Source organism: Paraburkholderia mimosarum LMG 23256 = NBRC 106338 (genome assembly GCF_000739815.1).
In the GTDB taxonomy this organism is placed as follows: domain Bacteria; phylum Pseudomonadota; class Gammaproteobacteria; order Burkholderiales; family Burkholderiaceae; genus Paraburkholderia; species Paraburkholderia mimosarum.
This window is the reverse complement of the sequence record NZ_BBJJ01000009.1, coordinates 108,616-130,921: the sequence shown is the minus strand read 5'-3', so window position 1 is coordinate 130,921 and position 22,306 is coordinate 108,616. Positions and strand designations below refer to the sequence as shown.

At 67.8% G+C, this 22,306-nt stretch carries 17 protein-coding genes; 10 read left to right on the top strand and 7 right to left on the bottom strand.

Going from position 1 to position 22,306, the window contains the following annotated elements:
- Positions 1 to 4: 4 nt before the first annotated feature.
- A complete protein-coding gene (locus BMI01S_RS10210; RefSeq protein WP_028230589.1) occupies positions 5 to 2,107 on the bottom strand; it encodes an NAD(+) synthase in 2,103 nt (700 codons plus the stop codon).
- Between the two features lie 249 nt (positions 2,108 to 2,356).
- Between BMI01S_RS10210 and BMI01S_RS10205 the strand changes: the two genes are divergently transcribed.
- From BMI01S_RS10205 to BMI01S_RS42915, 3 genes are all read left to right on the top strand, one after another.
- Positions 2,357 to 3,529, top strand: a complete 1,173-nt coding sequence (locus BMI01S_RS10205) for a GNAT family N-acetyltransferase (RefSeq protein ID WP_028230588.1) — start codon at positions 2,357 to 2,359, stop codon at positions 3,527 to 3,529.
- A 77-nt stretch (positions 3,530 to 3,606) separates the two neighbouring features.
- Positions 3,607 to 3,915, top strand: coding sequence for a GIY-YIG nuclease family protein (locus tag BMI01S_RS10200; protein ID WP_036018170.1), 309 nt, complete (start codon positions 3,607 to 3,609; stop codon positions 3,913 to 3,915).
- Positions 3,912 to 4,043: a hypothetical protein gene (locus BMI01S_RS42915; protein WP_255217794.1), complete on the top strand. Its 132-nt coding sequence runs from the start codon at positions 3,912 to 3,914 to the stop codon at positions 4,041 to 4,043. Before BMI01S_RS10200 ends, BMI01S_RS42915 begins: the two co-directional genes overlap by 4 nt.
- Positions 4,044 to 4,127: 84 nt before the next feature.
- On the opposite strand, the gene ppa is transcribed toward BMI01S_RS42915, so the two are convergent.
- Positions 4,128 to 4,655, bottom strand: a complete 528-nt coding sequence (gene ppa / locus BMI01S_RS10195; RefSeq protein WP_028210526.1) for an inorganic diphosphatase — start codon at positions 4,653 to 4,655, stop codon at positions 4,128 to 4,130.
- Positions 4,656 to 4,997: 342 nt separating this feature from the next.
- Here ppa and BMI01S_RS10190 point away from each other — a divergent pair, with 342 nt between their 5' ends.
- The 3 genes from BMI01S_RS10190 (at position 4,998) to BMI01S_RS10180 (ending at position 8,725) form a co-directional block, all read left to right on the top strand.
- The gene (locus BMI01S_RS10190; RefSeq protein ID WP_028230587.1) at positions 4,998 to 6,437 is read left to right on the top strand and encodes an aldehyde dehydrogenase family protein; all 1,440 of its coding nucleotides are present in this window, start codon (positions 4,998 to 5,000) and stop codon (positions 6,435 to 6,437) included.
- A 42-nt stretch (positions 6,438 to 6,479) separates the two neighbouring features.
- Positions 6,480 to 7,238 carry an SDR family oxidoreductase gene (locus BMI01S_RS10185; protein WP_028230586.1) on the top strand — a complete coding sequence of 253 codons (759 nt, stop codon included), beginning with the start codon at positions 6,480 to 6,482 and terminating at the stop codon, positions 7,236 to 7,238.
- A 170-nt stretch (positions 7,239 to 7,408) separates the two neighbouring features.
- Positions 7,409 to 8,725, top strand: a complete 1,317-nt coding sequence (locus tag BMI01S_RS10180) for an MFS transporter (RefSeq protein WP_028210529.1) — start codon at positions 7,409 to 7,411, stop codon at positions 8,723 to 8,725.
- 88 nt (positions 8,726 to 8,813) lie between these two features.
- Here the strand turns inward: BMI01S_RS10180 and BMI01S_RS10175 are convergent, their stop codons facing one another.
- The 3 genes from BMI01S_RS10175 to hemC are packed head-to-tail and all read right to left on the bottom strand — an operon-like array spanning position 8,814 to position 13,249.
- A complete protein-coding gene (locus BMI01S_RS10175) occupies positions 8,814 to 10,013 on the bottom strand; it encodes a heme biosynthesis protein HemY (RefSeq protein WP_028210530.1) in 1,200 nt (399 codons plus the stop codon).
- A 3-nt stretch (positions 10,014 to 10,016) separates the two neighbouring features.
- Positions 10,017 to 12,197: a fused uroporphyrinogen-III synthase HemD/membrane protein HemX gene (gene hemDX, locus BMI01S_RS10170; RefSeq protein WP_244145315.1), complete on the bottom strand. Its 2,181-nt coding sequence runs from the start codon at positions 12,195 to 12,197 to the stop codon at positions 10,017 to 10,019.
- Entirely contained in the window at positions 12,194 to 13,249 is a 1,056-nt protein-coding gene (gene hemC, locus BMI01S_RS10165; RefSeq protein ID WP_042289069.1) for a hydroxymethylbilane synthase, read from the bottom strand. Before hemC ends, hemDX begins: the two co-directional genes overlap by 4 nt.
- 538 nt (positions 13,250 to 13,787) lie before the next feature.
- On the opposite strand from hemC, the gene ppc reads away from it, so the two are divergent.
- The gene (ppc, locus tag BMI01S_RS10160; RefSeq protein WP_028230584.1) at positions 13,788 to 16,910 is read left to right on the top strand and encodes a phosphoenolpyruvate carboxylase; all 3,123 of its coding nucleotides are present in this window, start codon (positions 13,788 to 13,790) and stop codon (positions 16,908 to 16,910) included.
- A gap of 85 nt (positions 16,911 to 16,995) precedes the next feature.
- Here the strand turns inward: ppc and BMI01S_RS10155 are convergent, their stop codons facing one another.
- Positions 16,996 to 17,760 carry a class I SAM-dependent methyltransferase gene (locus BMI01S_RS10155; RefSeq protein WP_028210533.1) on the bottom strand — a complete coding sequence of 255 codons (765 nt, stop codon included), beginning with the start codon at positions 17,758 to 17,760 and terminating at the stop codon, positions 16,996 to 16,998.
- 211 nt (positions 17,761 to 17,971) lie between these two features.
- On the opposite strand from BMI01S_RS10155, the gene BMI01S_RS10150 reads away from it, so the two are divergent.
- The 3 genes from BMI01S_RS10150 (at position 17,972) to BMI01S_RS10140 (ending at position 21,582) form a co-directional block, all read left to right on the top strand.
- Entirely contained in the window at positions 17,972 to 18,787 is an 816-nt protein-coding gene (locus tag BMI01S_RS10150) for a helix-turn-helix transcriptional regulator (RefSeq protein ID WP_028230583.1), read from the top strand.
- A gap of 198 nt (positions 18,788 to 18,985) precedes the next feature.
- Positions 18,986 to 20,392, top strand: a complete 1,407-nt coding sequence (gene argH / locus BMI01S_RS10145) for an argininosuccinate lyase (protein WP_028230582.1) — start codon at positions 18,986 to 18,988, stop codon at positions 20,390 to 20,392.
- A 260-nt stretch (positions 20,393 to 20,652) separates the two neighbouring features.
- Positions 20,653 to 21,582 (top strand): bestrophin family protein, encoded by a 930-nt coding sequence (locus BMI01S_RS10140; protein WP_028230581.1) that lies wholly within the window; start codon positions 20,653 to 20,655, stop codon positions 21,580 to 21,582.
- Positions 21,583 to 21,592: 10 nt separating this feature from the next.
- On the opposite strand, the gene BMI01S_RS10135 is transcribed toward BMI01S_RS10140, so the two are convergent.
- Entirely contained in the window at positions 21,593 to 22,306 is a 714-nt protein-coding gene (locus BMI01S_RS10135) for a lysozyme inhibitor LprI family protein (protein WP_028230580.1), read from the bottom strand.

Below are 22,306 nucleotides of genomic sequence, written 5' to 3'. Positions count from 1 at the left end.
GCGCTCACGCCGAGGGCTTGCCCGCAGGCGCCCCGGCCGCCTCATCCGGGACACGCTCCAGATCGGCGAGCCATACCACCGATTCCGAATCGCTGGGCGCACGCCAGTCGCCGCGCGGCGAGAGCGAGCCGCCCGAGCCGACCTTCGGCGCGTTCGGAATACAGCTGCGTTTGAACTGGCTCTGGCGGAAGAAGCGGTCGACGAAGATGCGCAGATTGCGCTTGATCGCCGCGAGATCGTACTGATTGCGCGCGACCCTGGCGTTCTCGGGCCACGCGCCCGCCTCGCGGTCGCCCCACGCGTGGCGCGCGAGGAACGCGACCTTCGAAGGCGCGAAGCCAAAGCGCAGCGTGTAATAGAGGTTGAAGTCCTGTAGCTCGTACGGCCCGATCGTGCTCTCGGTCTTCTGCTCCGGCGCGCCGTCGGACTTGCCGGGAATCAGCTCGGGGCTGATGTCGGTGGCGAGAATCGCTTCCAGCACGTCGCGCCCGCTCTCGCCATTGCGGCCAATCTGGCCCGTCTCGGCCACCCAGCGCACGAGATGCGTGATGAGCGTTTTCGGCACGCTCGCGTTCACGTTGTAGTGCGACATGTGATCGCCAACGCCATACGTGCACCAGCCGAGCGCGAGCTCCGAGAGATCGCCCGTGCCGATCACGATCGCGTGATTGAAGTTGGCGAGGCGGAACAAGTGATTCGTGCGCTCGCCCGCTTGCACGTTCTCGAAGGTGATGTCATAGGTCTCCTTGCCTTCCGAGTACGGATGGCCGAGGTCCTCGAGCATCTGCATGCAGCTCTGGCGAATGTCGATCTCGCGCGCCGTGCAGCCCACGAGCGCCATCAGCTCGCGCGCCTGGCGCAGCGTGCGCTCGCTCGTGGCGAAACCGGGCATGGTGTACGCGAGGATGTTCGCGCGCGGCAGGTTAAGGCGGTCCATCGCCTTCGCACACACGAGCAGCGCGTGCGTGGAGTCGAGCCCGCCCGACACGCCGATCACCACCTTCTTGATGCCCGCCTGCGAAAGCCGCTGCACGAGCGCCTGCACCTGGATGTTGTAGACCTCGTTGCAGCGCTCGTCGCGGCGCTTCGGATCGGCCGGCACGTAGGGGAAGCGCTCCACGCGGCGCGACAGCGCGAGCGTCTCGCGCTTCCACGCGCCCTCGCCTGCAAGCTCGCACGCGATCACGCGAAACTTCGCGACTTCATCGGCGTGACGGCGAATCGAATCGCCGAACGTGGTCTGGCGGATGCGCTCCTGTTGCAGACGGGCGAGATCGACATCGGCGAAGATGAGATGCGAGTCGTCGGAGAACCGCTCCGATTGCGCGAGCAGTTCGCCGTTTTCGCAGACGAGCGCCTGCCCGTCCCAGGCCATGTCGGTCGTCGATTCGCCCTTGCCGGCCGAGGTGTACAGATACGCGGCGAGGCAGCGCGCCGACTGCTGCGAAACCAGCTGCTGCCGGTAGCCCGCCTTGCCCACCACGACGTTGGACGCCGAAAGATTCACCAGCACCGATGCGCCCGCGAGCGCCGCGAACGACGACGGCGGAACCGGCACCCAGACGTCCTCGCAAATCTCCACGTGAAAGCGCAGCCCCGCGACCTGCGGCACCTCGAACAACAGCGACGCACCGAACGGCACGTCGGCGCCGGCGAGGCGCACCGTATCGACACTCGCGCTATCGGCGGGGCTGAACTGGCGCGGCTCGTAGAATTCGCCGTAGTTCGGCAGGAAGCTCTTCGGCACGACGCCCGCCACGCGGCCGCCCGCCACCACGGCGGCGCAATTGAAGAGCGAATGGCCTGCTCGCACCGGCAGGCCCACGATCATCACGAGCGGCAGCGCCGCCGAGGCTTCCACGACCTGCGCGAGCGCGCGCTCGCAGGCGTCGAGCAGGGCTTGCTGATGGAACAGGTCGTCGCAAGTGTAGGCCGACAGGCCAAGCTCAGGGAACGCGACGAGCGCCGCGCCCTTCGCGGCGGCGTCGCGCGCGAGCGCGAGCGTCTCGCTCGCGTTGTATGCCGGATCAGCCACGCGGCAGCGGGGTACGCCTACGGCCACGCGCGCAAAGCCGTGCGTATAGAGATTGAAGAAGCGCTCTTTCATTTTCGATAACCTCGAGGCGGGCGCGCTGCGCGCAGAGCGCGCTCTGAACGTTCGGGCCTGGCTTTCTGGCCCAAGGTTAGGGCCTGGCTTGCGGGCGGGCTTGCGCCTTCATGGCAGCCGCCGATGCACGAGGCGCGGCGGTCCTCACCCGCACGGGATGTTTGCTTTACCATGACCGTTTGCCGCGGCAGGCGCTTCGAACCACGCCGTGTGCACCCTCACCGCTTCCCACGCCAACGGGCACGCAAGTTGAACAAGGAACATTTCGATTATCGCACGGGCATCCTCGGGTCACCGTCCGAGGTCGACGCCGCCGAATGGAACGCGCTGCTCGCGCGCCAGGCGCAGCCGACGCCCTTTTTGCGCCACGAATTCCTCACGGCCCTCGATGCCACGCGCTGCGCGGCGCCGAACGAGGGCTGGGCCGCGCAGTTCGTCACGCTCACCGATACGCGCACGGGCCGTCTCGCCGCCGCCGCGCCGGTGTATCTCAAGGGCCACTCGTACGGCGAGTACGTGTTCGACTGGGCATGGGCCGACGCCTACAAGCGCAACGGCATCGAGTACTACCCGAAGCTGCTGTGCGCGGTGCCGTTCACGCCCGTGCAGGGCACGCGCCTGATGGCCGCCGACGAAGCCGCGCGCCGCCATCTGGCCGCGACGCTGCTCGCGTTCGCCGAGCAGGCCGACGTGTCGTCGCTGCACGTACTCTTTCCGACCGCGGAAGACGCCGAGGCGCTGACCGACCTCGGCATGATGCTGCGTGAGGGCGTGCAGTTTCATTGGCTCAACGACGGCTACCGCGACTTCGAGGACTTCCTCTCCACGCTCGAGCAGAAGAAGCGCAAGAACATCCGCGCCGAGCGCCGCAAGGTGCGCGACGCGGGCGTGACGATGCGGCGCGTGCGCGGCGAGGACATCAGCGACGCCGAATGGCGCTTCTTCAACCGCTGCTACCGGCAGACGTACCGCGAGCATTTCTCGTCGCCGTATCTGAATCTCGACTTCTTCCGCATGATCGGCGAAACGATGCCGGAGAATCTGCTGCTCGTGATCGCGGAGCGCGAAGGCAAGCCGATCGCGAGTTCGCTCGTGGTTTGGCAACGCGGCGAGAATGGCCTGGGCGGCACGCTCTATGGCCGCTACTGGGGCGCGCTCGAGCATGTCCCCTGTCTGCACTTCGAGACCGCGTACTATCAGCCGCTCGAATTCTGCATCGAAGAGAAACTCGACGTGTTCGAGGGCGGCGCGCAAGGCGAGCACAAGATGGCCCGTGGATTCCTGCCTACGGTCACGCGCTCGGCGCACTGGCTCGCGCATCCTGCGTTCTCCGACGCCATCGCGCGCTTTCTCGAAAGCGAGACGAACCATATTCACGCCTATATGCACGAGCTCAACGAGCGCAATCCGTTTCGCGCGTGAATGCAGTGTGTGAACGCACGTGCGTGATGCTCCCTGAAACGCCTCTGCCCAAATCGATCATCATCGCTTCCCGCACCATGCCGTGGTACCTCTATCTGCTCGAATGCGCCGACGGCAGCGTCTACACGGGCATTGCCATCGACGTCGCCGCGCGCTTCGCCCAGCACGCCGCCGGCACAGGCGCGCGCTACACGCGCTCGCGCAAGCCGGTCCAGGTGCTCGCGCAGTTCGAGTTTGCCGATCGTGCGAGCGCTTCGAGCGCCGAGTATTGGGTCAAGCGCCTGCGCCCCCAGGAGAAGCGCGCGCTCGCGACCGGCGCACTGACGATCGAATCGGTGCTGCCACCTCCCCCGAGCACCGAGCCGGAAGCCCAGGCGCCAGCATGAGCAAACGTAGCGGCGCGAGAGCGATCGCCGTAGGCCTGAACTACGCGCACGGCTGCGGCGTGAACATGCCCGCGCGGCTCGGCATTCCGCGCAGGCCAGAGCGGTTCGACGTGGCCAAGGTCGGCTGAACCCGGCGGGGAAGATTAGCCCATGAAAAAACCGCACGGCCTCGCGGCACGTGCGGTTTCTTTGCAGCAGGAAAAACGCGCGATTTACTTCTTGAAGTTCGCGACGCCTTCGCTGATTTCCTTGTGGGCGGCTTCGATGCCGACCCAGCCATCGACCTTGACCCACTTGCCCTTTTCGAGCGCCTTGTAGTTCTCGAAGAAGTGCTTGATCTGGTCCTTCAGGTACTCGGGCACGTCGTCGAGCGTCTTGAGGTTGGCCGTCATCGGGCAGACCTTGTCGTGCGGGACCGCGATCAGCTTCGCGTCGACGCCCGACTCGTCGGTCATCTGCAGCATGCCGAGCGCGCGCGAACGCACGACGGAGCCGGCCAGCAGCGGGAACGGCGTGATCACGAGCACGTCGACCGGGTCGCCGTCGCCGGAGAGCGTCTGCGGAATGAAGCCGTAGTTCACGGGATAGCGCATGCCCGTGCCGACGAAACGGTCGACGACGAGCAGGCCCAGGTCCTTGTCGGCTTCGTATTTCACCGGATCGCTTTGCGCGGGAATCTCGATGATCACGTTGAAGTCTTGCGGCAGATCCTTGCCGGCGGGGACATTTGCGAAGCTCATGAGCGCTCTCTGTTGAGAAGGGAAAAAAAGCGACGGCGCACGCGTGGGGCGCGGCGTGGGCGCATTGGGAAGCACACCGCGCACGACGCTCCGGCGCGTAACCGGACGTAAGAAGTTGGCGTCCATTATAGCCAATCGGCCAGGGCGGCCGGCAGTCTGGCCCAGGGCTTTCCCGCACGCGGATGAAGCGCCCGCTGAATTCCTGCGCGGCGCGGCTGGGATGGCGCGATAATGAGACAGTCAGCGCGAGCCTCCATCGAAGCATGCCAGGCACGCCTGCGCGGCATTTCCCGTTGTGCGTTTTCTTTCCCTCGTTTGACTCCCCATTTGCGAGGCGCATGCATGGAAGAAGCGAAGCACTTCATCGGCGGCGAGTGGCAATCGCCCGCCAGCGGCGAGACACTCGCCGCGATCGATCCCTCCACGGGCCAGCCCTTCGCGCGACTCGCGCGCGGCAATGCAACCGACATCGACGCAGCCGTGAGCGCGGCGCGCAAAGCCTTCGACGGCGCCTGGGGCGCACTGAGCGCCGCCGAACGCGGGCGGCTGCTGTTCGCGCTCTCGGGCCTCGTCGGCCAGCACAAGGAAGCACTCGCGCAGCTCGAAGCGCGCGACACCGGCAAGCCGCTCAAACAGGCGCGCGCCGACGCCGCCGCGCTCGCGCGCTACTTCGAGTTCTACGCGGGCGCCGCCGACAAGCTGCACGGCGAAACGCTGCCCTACCAGGCCGGCTATACGGTGCTGACGGTGCGCGAGCCGCACGGGGTGACGGCCCACATCGTGCCCTGGAACTACCCCATGCAGATCTTCGGCCGCAGCGTGGGCGCGGCGCTCGCCGCCGGCAACGCCTGCGTGGTGAAGCCCGCCGAGGACGCCTGCGTGTCGCTCTTGCGCGTGGCCGAACTGGCGCGCGAAGCCGGGCTGCCCGCCGGCGCGCTCAATATCGTGACCGGGCTCGGACACGAGGCCGGCGCGGCGCTTTGCGCGCATCCCGGCATCGACCACATCTCGTTCACGGGTTCGCCGCAAACGGGCAAGCTCGTCGCGCAGATGGCCGCCGAGCATCACGTGCCCGTCACGTTGGAACTGGGCGGCAAATCGCCGCAAATCGTCTTCGCCGATGCGGATCTCGACGCCGCGCTGCCCGTGCTCGTTGCCGCGATCGTGCAGAACGCGGGGCAGACGTGCTCGGCGGGCAGCCGCGTGCTGATCGAGCGCGGCGCCTACGAGCCGCTGCTTGACCGGCTTGCCGCGGCGTTCGGCAAGCTGCGCGTGGGACCGGCCAGCGCCGATCTCGACTGCGGCCCGCTCATCAACGACAAGCAGCGCCAGCGCGTGCGCGCTTTCCTCGACGAGGCCACCGCGAGCCGCATCGCGACGGCGGCAAGCGGCACGCTCGAAGCCGACGCGCCCAGCGGCGGCTTCTACCAGGTCCCGACGCTGTTGCGCGACGTGCCGCCGCAAAGCCGCCTCGCGCAGGAAGAGGTGTTCGGCCCGGTGCTCGCGGCCATGCCCTTCGAGGGCGAGGAAGAAGCGCTCGCGCTCGCCAACGGCACGCCCTACGGCCTCGTGGCAGGGATATGGACGCGCGACGGCGCGCGCCAGTTGCGCCTCGCGCGGCGCGTGCGCGCGGGGCAGGTCTTCATCAACAACTATGGCGCGGGCGGCGGCGTGGAATTGCCGTTCGGCGGCACGCGGCATTCGGGGCACGGGCGCGAGAAAGGCTTCGAGGCGCTCTATGGCTTCACGGTGCTGAAGACCATTGCGATCCGGCACGGCTGAACCCACGCGCAGTCAGAAAACCGATAAACAAACGGAGACACCATGCGACTCAAAGGCAAGACGGCCGTCGTGACGGGCGCCGGTTCGGGCTTCGGCGAAGGCATTGCAAAGACCTACGCGCGCGAAGGCGCGAACGTCGTGATCAACGATCTGAACGGCGAGGCGGCCGAACGCGTCGCGAGCGAGATCGCGCTCGCGGGCGGCAAGGCGATTGCCGTGCAGGGCGACATCACGCGCGAGGCCGACTGGCACGCGCTGCGCGAAGCGGCCATCGATGACTTCGGCAGCGTGCAGGTCGTCGTCAACAACGCGGGCACCACGCATCGCAACAAGCCCGTGCTCGAAGTGAGCGAAGCCGAATTCGACCGCGTCTACGCCGTCAACGTGAAGGGGCTCTACTGGAGCGTGCGCGCGTTCGTGCCGCACTTCCGGGAGCGCGGCGGCGGCGCGTTCGTCAACATCGCCTCGACCGCCGGTATCCGGCCACGGCCCGGACTCGTCTGGTACAACGGCAGCAAGGGGGCGATGATCGTCGCGAGCAAGGCGCTGGCCGCCGAACTCGGTCCCGACCAGATCCGTGTGAACTGCGTGAATCCCGTAATCGGCGACACGGGCCTCACGGCGGAGTTCATGGGCGTGCCCGATACGCCGGAGAACCGCCAGCGCTTCATCGCGACGATTCCGCTCGGGCGCTTTTCCACGCCGCAGGATGTGGCCAACGCCTGCCTCTATCTCGCCTCGGATGAGGCCGCGTTCGTCACCGGCACCTGCATCGAAGTGGACGGCGGGCGCTGCGTGTAGGCGGCCGGAACGCGCCAGAAGTCGTCGATTCATCAGTATTTTCCCCGACCTTTACGCGCCGTCGCGCCACGGCGGCGCGTATAGAATGGTCGTGCTTTCGCGTCGCATACCCGCCACAACGAGGCGGCACTAAAACAAGTACTACGAACGACCACATTGTTGGAGACACCATGGCCAGTCCAGCGAATCACCTGAAAGCGGGAGCGGGCGCCCCGCCCTCCGCGTTCGAAGAAGCCACCTATCGCAAGGTCGCGTGGCGCCTCACCCCGCTCCTCATGCTCTGCTACGTGGTCGCCTATCTGGACCGCGTGAACGTTGGCTTCGCCAAGCTGCAGATGAGCAGTGCGCTCAACCTCTCCGACGCCGTCTACGGCTTCGGCGCCGGCATCTTCTTCGTCGGCTATTTTCTGTTCGAAGTGCCAAGCAATATCATCCTGCATCGCGTGGGCGCGCGCGTGTGGATCGCGCGCATCATGGTCACATGGGGTCTCGTCTCGATACTGACGATGTTCGTGACCACGCCCACCATGTTCTACGTAATGCGCTTTCTGCTCGGCCTGTGCGAGGCGGGCTTCTTCCCCGGCATCATCCTCTACCTCACCTACTGGTATCCCGCGCACCGGCGCGGGCGCATGACCACTTGGTTCATGACGGCCATCGCGCTCTCCGGCGTGATCGGCGGGCCGGTGTCGGGCTGGATTCTCAAGGCCTTCGACGGCGCGAACGGCTGGCAGGGCTGGCAGTGGCTGTTCCTGCTCGAAGGGCTGCCTTCGGTGCTCGTCGGGGTGCTGGTGTTCTTCGTGCTCGATGACCGCATCGGCAACGCGAAGTGGCTCACCGAGGAAGAGCGCGCGCTGCTCGAGCGCAACATCGCCGCCGAGGACGCCACCAAGGAAGATCCGCCGCTCATGACCGTGCTCACGAGCGCGCGCGTGCTGGTGATGAGCTTCACCTACTTCTCGTTCGTGATGGGCCTCTACGGCGTGAGCTTCTGGCTGCCTACCATCATCAAGGCGACGGGCGTGAAGGACGCATTGACGATCGGCCTGCTTTCGGCCATTCCGTTCGCCGCGGCTGTGATCGGCATGGTGCTCGTGGCGAAGAGCGCCGACCGCACGCGCGAGCGCCGCTGGCACATCGCCGTGCCGGCCGCCATCGGCGCACTAGGCCTCGTGCTCTCGGTCACGTGGGCGCACGACACCACGCTCGCGATGACGGCGCTCACCGTCGCGACCATGGGCATCCTCACCACCCTGCCGCTGTTCTGGAGCCTGCCCACGGCGTGGCTCGCGGGCACGGGCGCCGCGGCCGGCATCGCGCTCATCAACTCGATCGGCAATCTCGCGGGCTTCCTGAGCCCTTATGCGGTGGGCTGGCTCAAAGAGGCCACGTCGGCCAACGACTCGGGCATGTACATGCTCGCGGCGTTCATGATCCTGGGCGGTTTGCTCGCGCTTTCCGCGCCGGCAAAGCTCGTGAATCGCTGAAGCCTCATTCGGCTTCCCCAATGGCAAACGGCCGCCTGTTTCAGGCGGCCGTTTTCGTTGCGGCTTACGGGGTGCAACGGCGACTGCGTCAAACCACGTTCATCGACAGCGCGCTCTCGCGATAGTGCGTGGCCGCCTTCTCGCCGTCGCCGAGCTGCTCGTGCAGACGCGCGAGTGCGCGATGCGAGCGGATCTTGAGCGGTTCGTTCTGGCTCGCGTCGGCGGACTTGATCGCCGCTTCGAGGAACGACTGAGCCTTGCCCCACAACTGCTGCTTCAGGCACAGGCGGCCCAGCGCGAACAGCAGGTCGCCGTCCTCGGGGTGGTCCTTGCGCCACGCCTCGGCCTTCTGGATGAGCGGAAGGGCGTCGTTGCTCACCGTGTCCGGGTAACGGCGCAAGAGGCGCGCGTCCCAGTTCTGTGCGAGCGCTTCCTCGACGATCTTGCGCGCGTCCGCCTGGCGCTCGAGCGCGATCAGCAGTTCGGCGGCGCAGTCCGCCAGACGCGGCGAGTGGCGCTCGACCGGCGAGAGCGATTGCCACAGCTCCAGCAGCGCATCGGCATTATGGCGGCGGTCGCGCAGCAGGTTCTCCGCCGCGAGCTGGCGCAGGCGCACGGCCACGGCGGGATGCAGCGCCTCGCGCTTTTCGAGCGTCTTCACGAGCTTGAGCACTTCGCTCCAGTTCTTGAGCTGCTGCTGCGCGCGCAGCGCGATCTGCTGCGCGTGGATGCGGCGGCCGCCCTGCGTGCGCATTTCGGTGAGCGCGGCGAGCGCGCCATCGGCGTCGCGGCCGTCGGCGCGCATGTCGGCGGTGGCCATGAGGCGCGCTTCCTGGAGGTCGGGGTCGTCGACCTGGGTGAGCCATTCGTCGCGGCGCGCATATTCGTGCAGACGATGCGCAGCCGTCGCGGCGATGAGGCCCGCGGCGCTCGTGTTCTTTTGATCGGCAAGCGAGTCGCGCGCGGCCTTCTCGGCGCGCGAGAAGCGGCCCGCGTAGAGATTGCCGACGGCGTCGCGCAGCGCCGAGTTGGCCTTCTCCGTGCGCATGCGCGCGCGGTAGGCCGCGACACGGCGCGGCATCGTCACGACGTTGCGCACGAAACGCAGGATCGCGTAGAACAGCACGAAGGCCACCACGATGCCGACCACGAACAGATTGAGCGAGACGTCCACGCGATACGGCGGGTAGACGAGCAGCACCTGCCCGGCGTCGAAGCGGCCGAAGGTCGCGAGCGCGACGGCGATCGCGAAGAGGAGCGCGAGCCAGAGGAGTCCACGGATGGCCATGTCTTACCCCCGGCTCCGGTATTGCTGGATCGCCTTCAGGCTCGTATCGAGCGTGGGCAGCGCGACGGCGGCCGAGCCGGCGCCCACTGCCTTCAGCAGGTCGCGCACGGTCTGCGTGTCTTTGGAGGCGCCGTCGAAGTAGCGCGCGAGCGTGGCGTCGGCGGCCGCGAGGTCGGACTTGAGCGTGTCCTGATTGCGCGAGAGCAGCGACAGGCGCGCCGAGAGCAGGCGCAGCTTCAGGTTCTCGCGCACGAAGTAGCCCTGATCGGGCGAGACGAGCATGGCGTCCGCGTTGTCGATGCGGCGCACCTGCACGAGGCTCGCGACCTGCTTGCCCACCCCGTCGAGGAACGTGTCGATCCACACCTTCCATTTCGGCTGGTTGGTCGCGGCGGCGACCCTGGCGACATCGGCGGGTTGAGCGGCTTCGGGCTTCGTGTGCGCGACGATCGCCTCGCCCGAAAGCGGCAGCGAGTCGATCTGGCCGAGCGCGGTGTCGAGCTTGATGGCGAGCCCTGTCAGATCGGTCGACGGCGCGGCCTTTAGCTTGTCGATGTCCTGCGCGATTGCCTTGCGCACGGTGATGGCCTGTGCGTTGTCCGAGGCGGCGAGGCGCGTGTCGGCGCTTTGCAGCGCGAAGAGCGCGAGCTGCGTGTTGCCGGTGAGCTGGAGCTGTTCGCTCGCGCTCGAGAGCATCTGGCCGACTTCGGCGAGCGTCCAGTCGTCGCGGCTCTTCGAGAGATCGGCGTATTGCTGCGCGAGCGCCTGCTGCGCGGTTTGCTCGTCGGCGATCTTGCTTTCGAGCAGGGCGATCTGTTTGTCGAGTTGCTGCGTGCCCGCAACCGCCTGGTCGGCGCGCGCGCGCAGCGCCGCGGCCTGCTGCTCGCTGGCCTGCTGGCGTTGTATGGCCTGCATGCCGAGGTTGTCGACCTTGCGATTGAGCCAATAGCCGCCCGCGCCCGAACCCGCAGCGACCAGCACCACGAAGAGCCACAGCAGCGCCGTGGCTGCCCCGCGCCGCGCTGTGCCCGGTGGCTGGGCCTGCGGTGCGGAAGAACCTGCGCCCGACGACGCATACGACGGCCGTGCCGACGCGCTGCCCGAAGCCTGCGCGCTGCCGGAAGCCGACGCCCCCGTGGCGACGGCACCCTGGTTTGACGTGCTGCTGGAGTTGTTCGAATCTGTCATGCGTGGGTTGGCCGGCGCCTGGGCCGGAGTGTTCTGAACCGGTTGAACAACGGAAGAAGCGAGGCCTAGCAGCGTCTCGACGATGCGTTCGTCGCCCGCGCCGGACACCGTAATCCTATCAAAACCCATCGAGCGCGCCGTCTCGGCGATCCGCGCGTGCGGCGCGACGAGCGGCGCGTGGCGCAGCTCGACGATTTCGCCCGCCGTGAGATGTTCGCGCGCGAGCTCGTCGAGGTTGCGCACGCCTTCCGAACTCGTCACGAGCCATGCGTGCGGCGCACCTTCGAGAAGCGCGTGGACCCGCGTCCAGGCGGCGATGGGCGGCTCGGGCACGATGCGGCGGTAGGCCGCGACGGTCTCCACTTCGGCGCCCGCTTCGCGCAGACGTTCGGCGAGCCACTCGCGGCCGCCGTCACCGCGCACGATCAGCACACGCTTGCCAGCGAAAGCCTCCGCACCGAACGTATTCTCGAGCGCCGCATAGAGCGACTCCGAATCGAAGCGCGCGGGCTCCTCGTCGGCAGCGCCCGACGGGCTCACCACGCGATGATCGGGCTCGGCCACGCCATGACGCTCGAGCGCGGCCACGCTCGCCGGGCCGACCACGGCCACCGGCAGCGCGGGCGGCCAGATCGAGGAGACCGAGGCGTAGCATGCGAACGCGCGGTCCACGGCGTTCGGGGAAACGAACACGACGAGCGCATACCGTTCGAGCGAGCCGAGCGCGGCGCGCAGCGGGGCGTCGTCGGTCACGGGCGCAATGGCGATGAGCGGGAAGTCGAACGTGCGGATGCCATGCCGCGCCAGTTGCCCGGCGAGCCCGTCCGATTGACCGGCCGGCCGGGTAATGACAACGGTAAACGGCGCACTGCCGCCATTGCCGCCATTGCCGCTTGCCAGCGGCGCGCGCTTCGTGCCTGTCGAGGCGTCGCCTGGGCCGCCCCACTCGTCGGGCTGACCGGCATTGCCGGGCGGTTGCCAGGGGCCGGCCATCATGCGCGGGCCGGGCCTTCGCCCGGGCCGGTGGGGTCGTTCGTGGCGCCACCGTCGTGTTGAGGCGCCGTGTTCGGGCCGTCGGCGCCCTGGGCCGCATCGGCTAGCGTGCGCACGATATCGAGCGCCCCCTGAGCAACGAGGTCGTCGGCGACGCGGCGGCCGAGCGCCACGGCTTCGTCGACCGTCGACGCCGCCGTCGCTTCCTGTGCGGCCAGCACGCGGCTCGCGTCCGGCGTGGCGATCGTCGCACGCAGCGCGAGCTTGCCGCCCTGCCACTGCGCGTAGGCAGCGAGCGGCACCGTGCAGCTGCCGCCCAGCGCGCGCGAAACCATGCGCTCGGCTTCGACGGCCTTTGCCGTGGCATCGTCGTGCAGCGGCGCGAGCCACGCGGCAAGCTCGGGGCGACCAGTGCGGATCTCGATGCCGAGTGCGCCCTGACCCGCCGCCGGCAGGCTGTCGTCGGGCTCGATGAGCGCGCGGATGCGCGCGCCGAGGCCAAGGCGCTTGAGGCCCGCGGCCGCGAGAATGATGGCGGCGTAGTCGCCGCGGTCGAGCTTGGCCAGACGCGTGTCGAGATTGCCGCGTAGCGGCTTAACATCGAGATGCGGATGGCGTGCGCGGATCATCGACTCGCGGCGCAGGCTCGAGGTGCCCACCACGCTGCCCGGCGGCAGCGCCGCGAGCGAGTCGTAGTCGTTCGAGACGAACGCATCGCGCGGGTCTTCGCGCTCCATGATGGCTGCAAGCGTGAAACCCTCGGGCAACTCCATCGGCACGTCCTTGAGCGAGTGCACGGCGAGGTCGGCGCGGCCTTCGGCCAGTGCCTGCTCCAGCTCCTTGACGAAAAGTCCCTTACCGCCGACTTTCGAGAGCGTGCGGTCGAGAATTTGATCGCCGCGTGTCGTCATTCCAACAATTTTCACGTCGCAGGCTGGATATAATTTGTGCAGCGCAGCTTGCACATGCTCTGCCTGCCACATCGCGAGGCGGCTCTCGCGCGAAGCGATCACAAGCGTGCGGGGCATGGGCGCGGATAACGTCTCGGAGTTCATGGCAACAGCATCGAATGACGGGATGAAAAGCAGGATCGGATAACAGGCAATGTTAGCACGCGCCCTTTTTATGGCCTCCCGGCAGGAACAGGCTGACAAGAAGCGTGCGGCGGCAAGGAAGAGACTCAAACGCTGCATCGGCGCTTACCGTGTGTGATTGATTCGGTAGAGCACGGTCCGCCTCGCCACTGGCAACACGCCACGCGCGTGGCGGCCCGAAGACGCCGCACGCCGCTCGCGTGCGGACCTGGCGCCTATGCGGCACAAGCCGGCACAAGCGGCCCGGCCACGGCCGTGCGAGCTTCGGGCTTGCGCTCGCCGTCGCAGCGGCGCAGTCTCCCCAGCAGGGCCTGCCCCCGGCGCACCGCCACTGGCGGCCCGCGCCGCCTCTGCAACATCCGCATGGCTCGCGCAGGGTGGCACCTTCCGCCCGTCCCAGGTTGCACCCGAAGTACCCGGCCCGGCAAGCGCCGCGGCCATGCAGTTGGCAGTCTCCGATCAACCTGTCCAAATCCTGGCAAGCCTCAAGGAAAACATCGTGAAGTCTTCAGGCTCGGCGCGCGCAGAGCGCCGCAACACCGCATCGCAGAACGCTACTTCCAAGGCCGCAGTGGCCGCGCCGTCCACGAAACCGGCGAAAACAGCGAAGACCACGAAGACCACGAAATCCACCGGCACCAAACCTGCGGGCCGGACCACGCAGGCCGCCGAGGCGCTCGAAGCAGCGAAGACCGCAAAGACCGCAAAGACAGTGAAGGCGCCGAAAGGCGTGAAAGCCACCAAAGCGACGAAAGCGGCCTCTGCCGCGGGGAAGGCCGCCGGCACCTCGCGCAACGGCCGCGCGCGCGACGACAAGGACCAGCCGCTCTTCGAAGACATCCGCTATCTCGGCCGCGTGCTTGGCGAGGTGCTGCGCGAGCAGGAAGGCGATGCCGTGTTCGACGTCGTCGAAAGCATTCGCAAGACCGCCGTGCGCTTTCGCCGCGAAGACGACATTGCCGACGCCCAGGCGCTCGACCGGCAGCTTCGCGCGCTCTCGCCCGAAGAGACCGTAACGGTCGTGCGCGCGTTCAGCTACTTTTCGCATCTCGCGAATATCGCCGAAGACCGCCACCGCAACCGCCGTCGACGCATTCACGACCTCGCGGGCTCGGCGCCGCAGGCCGGCACCATTGCGCACTCGCTCGAACGCCTCGCACAAGCCGGTGCGGCGGCCACGCCCGTGCTCCAGCAGTTCTTCAACGACGCGCTGATCGTGCCCGTGCTCACCGCGCACCCGACCGAAGTGCAGCGCAAGAGCACACTCGACTCGCAGCACGACATCGCGCGGCTGCTCGCCGAACGCGATCAGCCGCTCACGCATCGCGAGCTGGAGCACAACGAGTCCCTCTTGCGCGCGCGCGTGACCTCGCTGTGGCAAACCCGCATGCTGCGCGACTCGCGGCTGACCGTGGGCGATGAGATCGAGAACGCGCTTTCGTACTACCACACGACCTTCCTGACCGAGATTCCCGCGCTCTACGGCGAGATCGAAACACAGTTGAAGGAGCACGGCATTTCGGCACGCCTGCCCGCGTTCTTCCAGATGGGCAGCTGGATCGGCGGCGACCGCGACGGCAATCCGAACGTCACGGCCGCCACGCTCGAAGAGGCCAGCGAGCGCCAGGCGCAGGTGATCCTGCAGCATTACCTGGACGAAGTGCACCGGCTGGGCGCCGAGCTTTCGGTGTCGGACCTGCTCGCCGGGGCGAGCGACGAACTCAAGGCGCTGGCCGCAGCCTCGCCCGACAAGTCGCCGCACCGCGTGGACGAGCCGTATCGCCGCGCGCTGATCGGCGTCTACACGCGCCTTGCCGCGAGCGCACGCGTGCGCCTCGGCGAAGGCGTGGTGGCGGTGCGCAGCGCCGGCCGCAACGCCGCGCCCGTGCGCGCCACGCCCTATGCCGATGCAGGCGAGTTCTCGCGCGACCTGCATATCCTCATGGACTCGCTCGCCGAGCACCACGGCGCTTCGCTCGCCACGCCGCGCCTCGCGCCGCTCATGCGCGCCGTCGACGTGTTCGGCTTCCATCTCGCGTCCATCGACCTGCGCCAGAGCTCGGACATCCACGAGGCCGTGATCACGGAGCTGCTCGCGCGCGCGGGCGTGGAAGCCGACTATGCTTCGCTCTCCGAAGAAGACAAGCAGATCGTGCTGCTCGCGCAGCTCGCCGAGCCGCGCACGTTGCGCTCGCCGTGGCTCGACTATTCGGATCTCGTGAAGAGCGAGCTGGGCGTGCTGGAGATGGCGCGCGTGACGCGCGAGAAGTTCGGCGCGCGCGCAGTGCGCAACTACATCATCTCGCACACCGAAACGGTTTCCGACCTGCTCGAAGTGATGCTGCTGCAAAAGGAAACCGGCCTCTTGAGCGGACGCCTCGGCCACGTGGAAGATCCCGCGAAGGCCGCGCTGATGGTGATTCCGCTCTTCGAGACGATCCCCGACTTGCGCCACGCCCCGCACATCATGCGCGACCTGCTCGCGCTGCCGGGGATGGACGGCATCGTCGAGCACCAGGGCAACGAGCAGGAAATCATGCTCGGGTATTCGGACAGCAACAAGGACGGCGGCTTCCTCACCTCGAACTGGGAGCTTTACCGCGCGGAACTCGCGCTCGTCGCGCTGTTCAAGGATCGCGGCATCACGCTGCGTCTGTTCCACGGCCGCGGCGGCACGGTGGGACGCGGCGGCGGCCCGACCTACAACGCCATCCTCTCGCAGCCGCCGGGCACGGTGGAAGGCCAGATCCGTCTGACCGAGCAGGGCGAAGTCATCGCGAGCAAGTTCGGCAATCCGGAAATCGGCCGCCGCAACCTCGAAACGGTGATCGCGGCGACGCTCGAAGCCACGCTGTTGCCGATGGGCGGCAACGTCGACAACGCGCCGGACGAATTGCCCGCGTTCGAAGAGACGATGCAAACGCTCTCCGACGCGGCGATGGCCGCTTATCGCTCGCTCGTCTACGAGACGCCGGGTTTCACCGACTACTTCTTCGCCTCGACGCCGATCACCGAGATCGCGGAGCTGAACATCGGCAGCCGCCCCGCCTCGCGCAAGCTGCAGGACCCGAAGAACCGCAAGATCGACGACCTCCGTGCGATTCCGTGGGGCTTCTCGTGGGGCCAATGCCGTTTGCTGATCACCGGCTGGTACGGCTTCGGCAGCGCGGTGTCGTCATATCTCGACGACGCGGGCAGCGACGCCGAGCGCGCGCGACGTCTTGCGATGTTCAAGAAGATGTACAAGAGCTGGCCGTTCTTCTCGAACCTGCTCTCGAACATGGACATGACGCTCGCGAAGACCGACCTCGCGGTGGCGTCGCGTTACGCGCAACTGGTGACGGACAAGAAGCTGCGCAAGCACGTGTTCGAGCGCATCGTGGCCGAGTGGGAACGCACGACGAAGGTGCTCGGCGAGATCACGGGCGCGAGCGAGCGGCTCGCCGACAACCCGCTGCTCGCGCGTTCGATCAAGAACCGCTTCCCTTATCTCGATCCTTTGAATCACATGCAGGTCGAGCTGATCAAGCGGTATCGCGCCGGCGACCCGAGCCCGCGCGTGCGGCGCGGCATTCACCTGACGATCAACGGGATTGCGGCGGGGCTGCGCAATACGGGTTGACACTCGCGCTGCGCTGACTCGTTGTTCAAAAACGGCGTCGTGCCCTGGCGGGCACGACGCCGTTTTTCCTTTCGCCTCGCGCGTCTCAATCCCTCCGCGTCGCCTCGATCATGAGCGCGTCGAGCTTGAAGGAATAATCGCTCTGCACATCGAAGTATTGACGCACTTCATCGGGCGCACGCTCCCACATCGAGCGAATCGCCGTCACCCGTTCAGCAGGCGTTCGCATGCGCGCCACCCACGAATCGAAGTCGAGCGCGATGCGCCAGCGCTCGCTCACGTTCGCATCGAATCCGGCGGCGTCGAGCATCGCGATCCATTCGTCGGCGCGGTAGTCGCGAATGTGCGAGGCGTCGCGCAACAACTCGATCGCCTGGATATGCGTGTCGTAAAGCGGATCGTCGATGCCCGCGATGTCGATGAACTTCAGCCGGCCGCCCGGCTTGAGCACGCGGTGCACCTCGGCCAGCGCGCGCGGCACGTCGCGCCAATGATGCGCGCTCATGCGGCTCACGGCCCAGTTGAACGACGCATCGGCAAACGGCAGCGTCTCCGCCGCGCCCTGCTGCGTACGCACCGTCGTCAAGCCGCGCGCTTTCGCGGCGGCCTCGACCGTGGCGAGCATCTGCGGGGCGATGTCGTAGGCCACGACTTCGCGCACGTGCGGCGCCACCGCGAAGCTCGCGTGGCCGGCGCCGCAACCCATGTCCAGCACCGTCGCATTGCCGCAGGTGGCCGCGAAGGTCGCAGAGAGGTTCTCCAGGTCCGCGCCGCTCGCGTGGACCTGGCTCGTGAGGTAAGCGGCAGCAGTCGAGCCGAATGCGTCGGCGACCTGATCGTGATGCTTCATCGCATGCTCCTTTTGCGGGTTGTTTTGCGGGTTCTCGTGCGGCTCGTTATGCGGGGCGCGAAGCGTCGAGCGCTGCGTGCCGGGGCTTCGGCCATCTTCGGGCGGGCTGACGCGGCGGCCCGTCGCCTCGTCAGACGCTACAATAGGGCCCGTTCTGTACCAGTACAAGTTAAGCGATTATTCTGGTATCACCGCCACCTGCCCTACGCCAATGAGCCTCGACACGCCCGCCGCCGCCGGCAAAACTCTCGACGCGACACCCGCGCGCGCCCTCGGTGAATTCATCCGCGCCCATCGCGAGCGGCTTTCGCCGCAGGAGGTCGGCTTGCCGCCGGGCCCGCGCCGCCGCACGCCCGGCCTGCGCCGCGAAGAGGTGGCGCAACTGTGTGGCGTGAGTCCGACCTGGTACACGTGGATCGAGCAAGGTCGCCCCGTCTCCGCCTCGGCGGATGCGCTCGCGCGCATCGCCGTCGCGCTGCGGCTCTCGCGCGCCGAGCGCGCATATCTGTTCGAACTGGCCGCGCAGCGCGACCCCGCCGAGCCCGATCCGGCCACCGCAGCCGACGCGCCCGCCACGCTGCTGCAGACGGTGAAGCTCGTGGACGCCCCCGCCTACGTGCTCGACCGCCAGTGGACCGCACTCGCCTGGAACGCGCACGCGGCGGACCTCTTCACCGGTTGGCTCGACGGCGAGCACGACCGCAACCTGCTGCGCTTCACGTTCACCGAACCGCTCGGGCGCGAGTTGATCGTCGACTGGGAAACGCGTGCGCGGCGTCTGGCCGCCGAGTTCCGCGCCGATTCGATCCGGCATCTGAACGACGCCCCCACGCGCGCGCTGGTCGATTCGCTGATCGCTGCGAGCGACGAGTTCGCGCGCTTCTGGGCCTCGCAGGACGTGTTCGAGCGCGAAGGCGGCCGGCGCGAGTTCAATCATCCGCGCCACGGCCGCATCGCTTACGACCAGATCACCCTCAAGCCCGCGCACCGCGAGGACCTCAAGCTGGTGGTGCTGGTGCGGCTGTAAAACCGGCGCTCGCTCGCGGGCCTGCCGCTCGTCAACCGGCCCGGCGCGCGCCCTCGCCGCGCCCGCACGCCCCTCGCCCGGCTCCCAGCGCCGGCCGCCGCCCGCGCCGATGGTAAAATTGACGCCTTTCCCGCCGTGCGCCGTGTTTTGCGCGAGGCTGCGCGGCCCGCTTTCCCATCGCTCACCGCTCTCATCACCATGACCTCCCAACTGCACAAAAAAGGCGAAGCCTGGTCGGCTCGCTTCTCCGAACCCATGTCGGAGCTGGTCAAGCGCTACACGTCGTCGGTCTTCTTCGACAAGCGTCTCGCGCTCGTCGATATCGAGGGGTCGCTGGCGCACGCGTCGATGCTGGCCGCGCAGAAGATCATCTCCGCCGACGACCTCGCCGCCATCCAGGGCGGCATGGCGAAAATCAAGGGTGAAATCGAGCGCGGCGAGTTCGAATGGCAACTCGATCTCGAAGATGTGCACCTGAACATCGAAGCGCGCCTCACGGCCCTCATCGGCGACGCGGGCAAGCGCCTGCACACGGGCCGCTCGCGCAACGACCAGGTCGCGACCGACATCCGCTTGTGGCTGCGCGGCGAGATCGACCGCATCGGCGGCCTGCTCGGCGACCTGCGCGGCGCGCTGCTCGACCTCGCCGAGCAGCACGCGGGCACGATCATGCCCGGCTTCACGCACCTGCAGGTGGCGCAGCCGGTCACGTTCGGCCATCACCTGCTCGCCTACGTGGAGATGTTCACCCGCGACGCCGAGCGCATGGTCGATTGCCGCAAGCGCGTGAACCGTCTGCCGCTGGGCGCCGCGGCGCTCGCGGGCACGAGCTACCCAATCGACCGTTTCGCCGTGGCGAAGACGCTCGGCTTCGACGGCATCTGCGCGAACTCGCTCGACGCCGTCTCCGACCGCGACTTCGCGATCGAATTCACGGCGGCCGCCGCACTCGTGATGACGCACGTCTCGCGCTTCTCGGAAGAGCTGGTGCTGTGGATGAGCCCGCGCGTGGGCTTCATCGATCTCGCCGATCGCTTCTGCACCGGCTCCTCGATCATGCCGCAGAAGAAGAACCCCGACGTTCCGGAACTCGCGCGTGGCAAGACCGGCCGCGTGAACGGCCATCTCATGGCGCTCCTCACGCTGATGAAGGGCCAGCCGCTCGCGTACAACAAGGACAACCAGGAAGACAAGGAGCCGCTGTTCGACACGGTCGACACCGTTGCCGACACGCTGCGCATCTTCGCCGAGATGGTCGCGGGCATCACGGTGAAGGCCGAAGCGATGCGCGCGGCGGCGCTGCAAGGTTTCTCGACGGCCACCGACCTTGCCGACTACCTCGTGAAGAAGGGCCTGCCGTTCCGCGACGCGCACGAAGCCGTGGCACACGCGGTGCGCATCTGCGTGGACCGCAACTGCGATCTCGCCGACCTCACGCTCGACGAAATGCGCCGCGAACTGCCGGCTGTTTCGCATCTGCTCGGCGAGGACGTGTTCGAAGTGCTGACGCTCGAGGGCTCGGTCTCGGCGCGCAACCACCCGGGCGGCACGGCGCCCGAGCAGGTGCGTGCGGCCATCGCCGCGGCGCGCGCGGCGCTCAAGTAAGCGCAACGCTGCGGGCCTGAACGGGGCCCGCACGAGCGCCAACCGGGCGCGCGACTGACAACGTCGCGCGCCCGGTTTGTTTTTGGGGCGCCGCAACATACGAGCACGCGCTGTACCCCCGGGAAACCTCGGCAGGTGTGCGCCAGGCACGTACGCGCCATGGCCTATGATCCCGCGCCATACTGACGCTTTGCCCCGTCGGTCGCCACCGCCGCGGCTCGACGCTGGCCCCGTTCGCCCTTGCCCCAACTACCACCCCGATGATCGTCCGCCCGCATCTCCACTGGTTCCGCATGCTGCTCGCGTGGCGCGGCTCCGTGCTGCCGCAGCTTCTGCCGCGCCTGTTCATCGTGCTGTGCATCTCGATCGTCGCAGTGGCCGTGCACGATCACATCCTCAAGGTCACGGTGAACCTGAGCACCGTGCCGTTCTCGCTCATCGGCATCGCGCTCGCGGTGTTTCTCGGCTTTCGCAACAGCGCGAGCTACGACCGCTACTGGGAAGGGCGCAAGCTCTGGGGGCAAATGCTCAACGAGACGCGCTCGCTCACGCGCGAGGCGCTCACGCTCCCGCGCAGCGTCGATGCAGCCGCGACGCGCGAACGCGCCCGCGAGCTTGTCGGGCTGCTCGCCGCGCTGCCGCACGCGCTGCGCCATCAGCTGCGCAGCACCGATCCGCGCGCCGACCTCGAAGCGCGCCTGCCACCGGCGCTGTTCGCGCGCGTGATGGCCTCGCGCTTTCGCCCGGCCACGCTCATGCTGTGCGCGTCCGAATGGGTCCAGCGCGAGGCGAGCGAAGGCCGCCTCGACGGCTACGCGGTGCTAGCGTTCGAGCACAATCTCAATGGCATTTCAGATGTAATCGGCGGTTGCGAGCGCATCGTCTCCACGCCGCTGCCGTTCGCCTATACGGTAATGATTCATCGCACGGTGTACTTCTTCTGCGCGCTGCTGCCGTTCGGCCTCGTCGATAGCATCGGCGCGCTCACGCCGGTCTTCGCCGTGTTCGTGGCCTATGCGTTCATGGCCCACGAAGCCATCGCCTCGCAGATCGAAGACCCGTTCGGCACCGAGGACAACGACCTCGCGCTCAACATGATGTCGGCGGGCATCGAGGTCGCGTTGCACGACCTCATGGGCGAGCCCACCTCGCTACCGGCGCGCGCGCCGGAGCAGTTCATCATCGACTGACGACGCGGCTTCAGTGGTTGTTCACCATCTCCGCCAGGCGCTTCAAGGTCGCGAGGCGCCCGCCTAGCAGGTCGAGCCGCGCATGCTCGTCGATGAGCGGCGTGGTCGCGTCGCGATAGGCGCGCCAGTCGCGCTGCGCGCGCGCGAGCGTCGGCCGTGCGTGCTTCGGCATGCGGGCATAGAGCTGACGGTAATAGCGGTTCAGGCCGTAGCTCGCGTGCTCACAGCGCGCGTCGGCGCTGCAGGCGCGTACACGGGGCGGGTCGCCGTCGGCCGCCGCCGCCTTGCGCAGCGCGAGCGCACGCTCGCGCACCGGCTGCAGCCGCATGTCGGCCTCGTAAAGCTGATACGTGCTCCCGCTCGTCGTCGCGAACACGGCGCCGAGCATGGTGTCCTCGGCGTCGCGCCAAGCCACCCACTTCTGCTGGCTCGACCGCCAGCGCTTTTGCCTCGCGGGCGGCAGTTTCGCGACCAGTTGCGCGAGCGCCGTGTCGGCGGCCGCGCGCCATGCGCTGCGCGCGTCGTCCATGCACTGGATCTGCCCGGCCGTCGAGGAACGGTCGGCGCGCGCAAGGCACGCGCGCATGCCCGTGTCGATCGGATCGGCCGCCGCGACTTCCGCGCGCGCGCCCGGCGCCACGGCCAGCAAAGCCGTGGCAACCGAAAGCGCGAACACGATCGCGGTGAAGGAGCGCGCAAACCGCGCCGATGAACCGCCTGACAT

What these genes read in the sequence shown, in the direction of transcription:
- BMI01S_RS10210 (WP_028230589.1), bottom strand. Translation starts at nt 2,107, where the DNA reads ATGAAAGAGCGCTTCTTCAATCTCTATACGCACGGCTTTGCGCGCGTG.
- BMI01S_RS10200 (WP_036018170.1), top strand. Translation starts at nt 3,607, where the DNA reads ATGCCGTGGTACCTCTATCTGCTCGAATGCGCCGACGGCAGCGTCTAC.
- BMI01S_RS42915 (WP_255217794.1), top strand. Translation starts at nt 3,912, where the DNA reads ATGAGCAAACGTAGCGGCGCGAGAGCGATCGCCGTAGGCCTGAACTAC.
- ppa (WP_028210526.1), bottom strand. Translation starts at nt 4,655, where the DNA reads ATGAGCTTCGCAAATGTCCCCGCCGGCAAGGATCTGCCGCAAGACTTC.
- BMI01S_RS10190 (WP_028230587.1), top strand. Translation starts at nt 4,998, where the DNA reads ATGGAAGAAGCGAAGCACTTCATCGGCGGCGAGTGGCAATCGCCCGCC.
- BMI01S_RS10185 (WP_028230586.1), top strand. Translation starts at nt 6,480, where the DNA reads ATGCGACTCAAAGGCAAGACGGCCGTCGTGACGGGCGCCGGTTCGGGC.
- BMI01S_RS10180 (WP_028210529.1), top strand. Translation starts at nt 7,409, where the DNA reads ATGGCCAGTCCAGCGAATCACCTGAAAGCGGGAGCGGGCGCCCCGCCC.
- BMI01S_RS10175 (WP_028210530.1), bottom strand. Translation starts at nt 10,013, where the DNA reads ATGGCCATCCGTGGACTCCTCTGGCTCGCGCTCCTCTTCGCGATCGCC.
- hemDX (WP_244145315.1), bottom strand. Translation starts at nt 12,197, where the DNA reads ATGATGGCCGGCCCCTGGCAACCGCCCGGCAATGCCGGTCAGCCCGAC.
- hemC (WP_042289069.1), bottom strand. Translation starts at nt 13,249, where the DNA reads ATGAACTCCGAGACGTTATCCGCGCCCATGCCCCGCACGCTTGTGATC.
- BMI01S_RS10155 (WP_028210533.1), bottom strand. Translation starts at nt 17,760, where the DNA reads ATGAAGCATCACGATCAGGTCGCCGACGCATTCGGCTCGACTGCTGCC.
- BMI01S_RS10150 (WP_028230583.1), top strand. Translation starts at nt 17,972, where the DNA reads ATGAGCCTCGACACGCCCGCCGCCGCCGGCAAAACTCTCGACGCGACA.
- argH (WP_028230582.1), top strand. Translation starts at nt 18,986, where the DNA reads ATGACCTCCCAACTGCACAAAAAAGGCGAAGCCTGGTCGGCTCGCTTC.
- BMI01S_RS10140 (WP_028230581.1), top strand. Translation starts at nt 20,653, where the DNA reads ATGATCGTCCGCCCGCATCTCCACTGGTTCCGCATGCTGCTCGCGTGG.
- BMI01S_RS10135 (WP_028230580.1), bottom strand. Translation starts at nt 22,306, where the DNA reads ATGTCAGGCGGTTCATCGGCGCGGTTTGCGCGCTCCTTCACCGCGATC.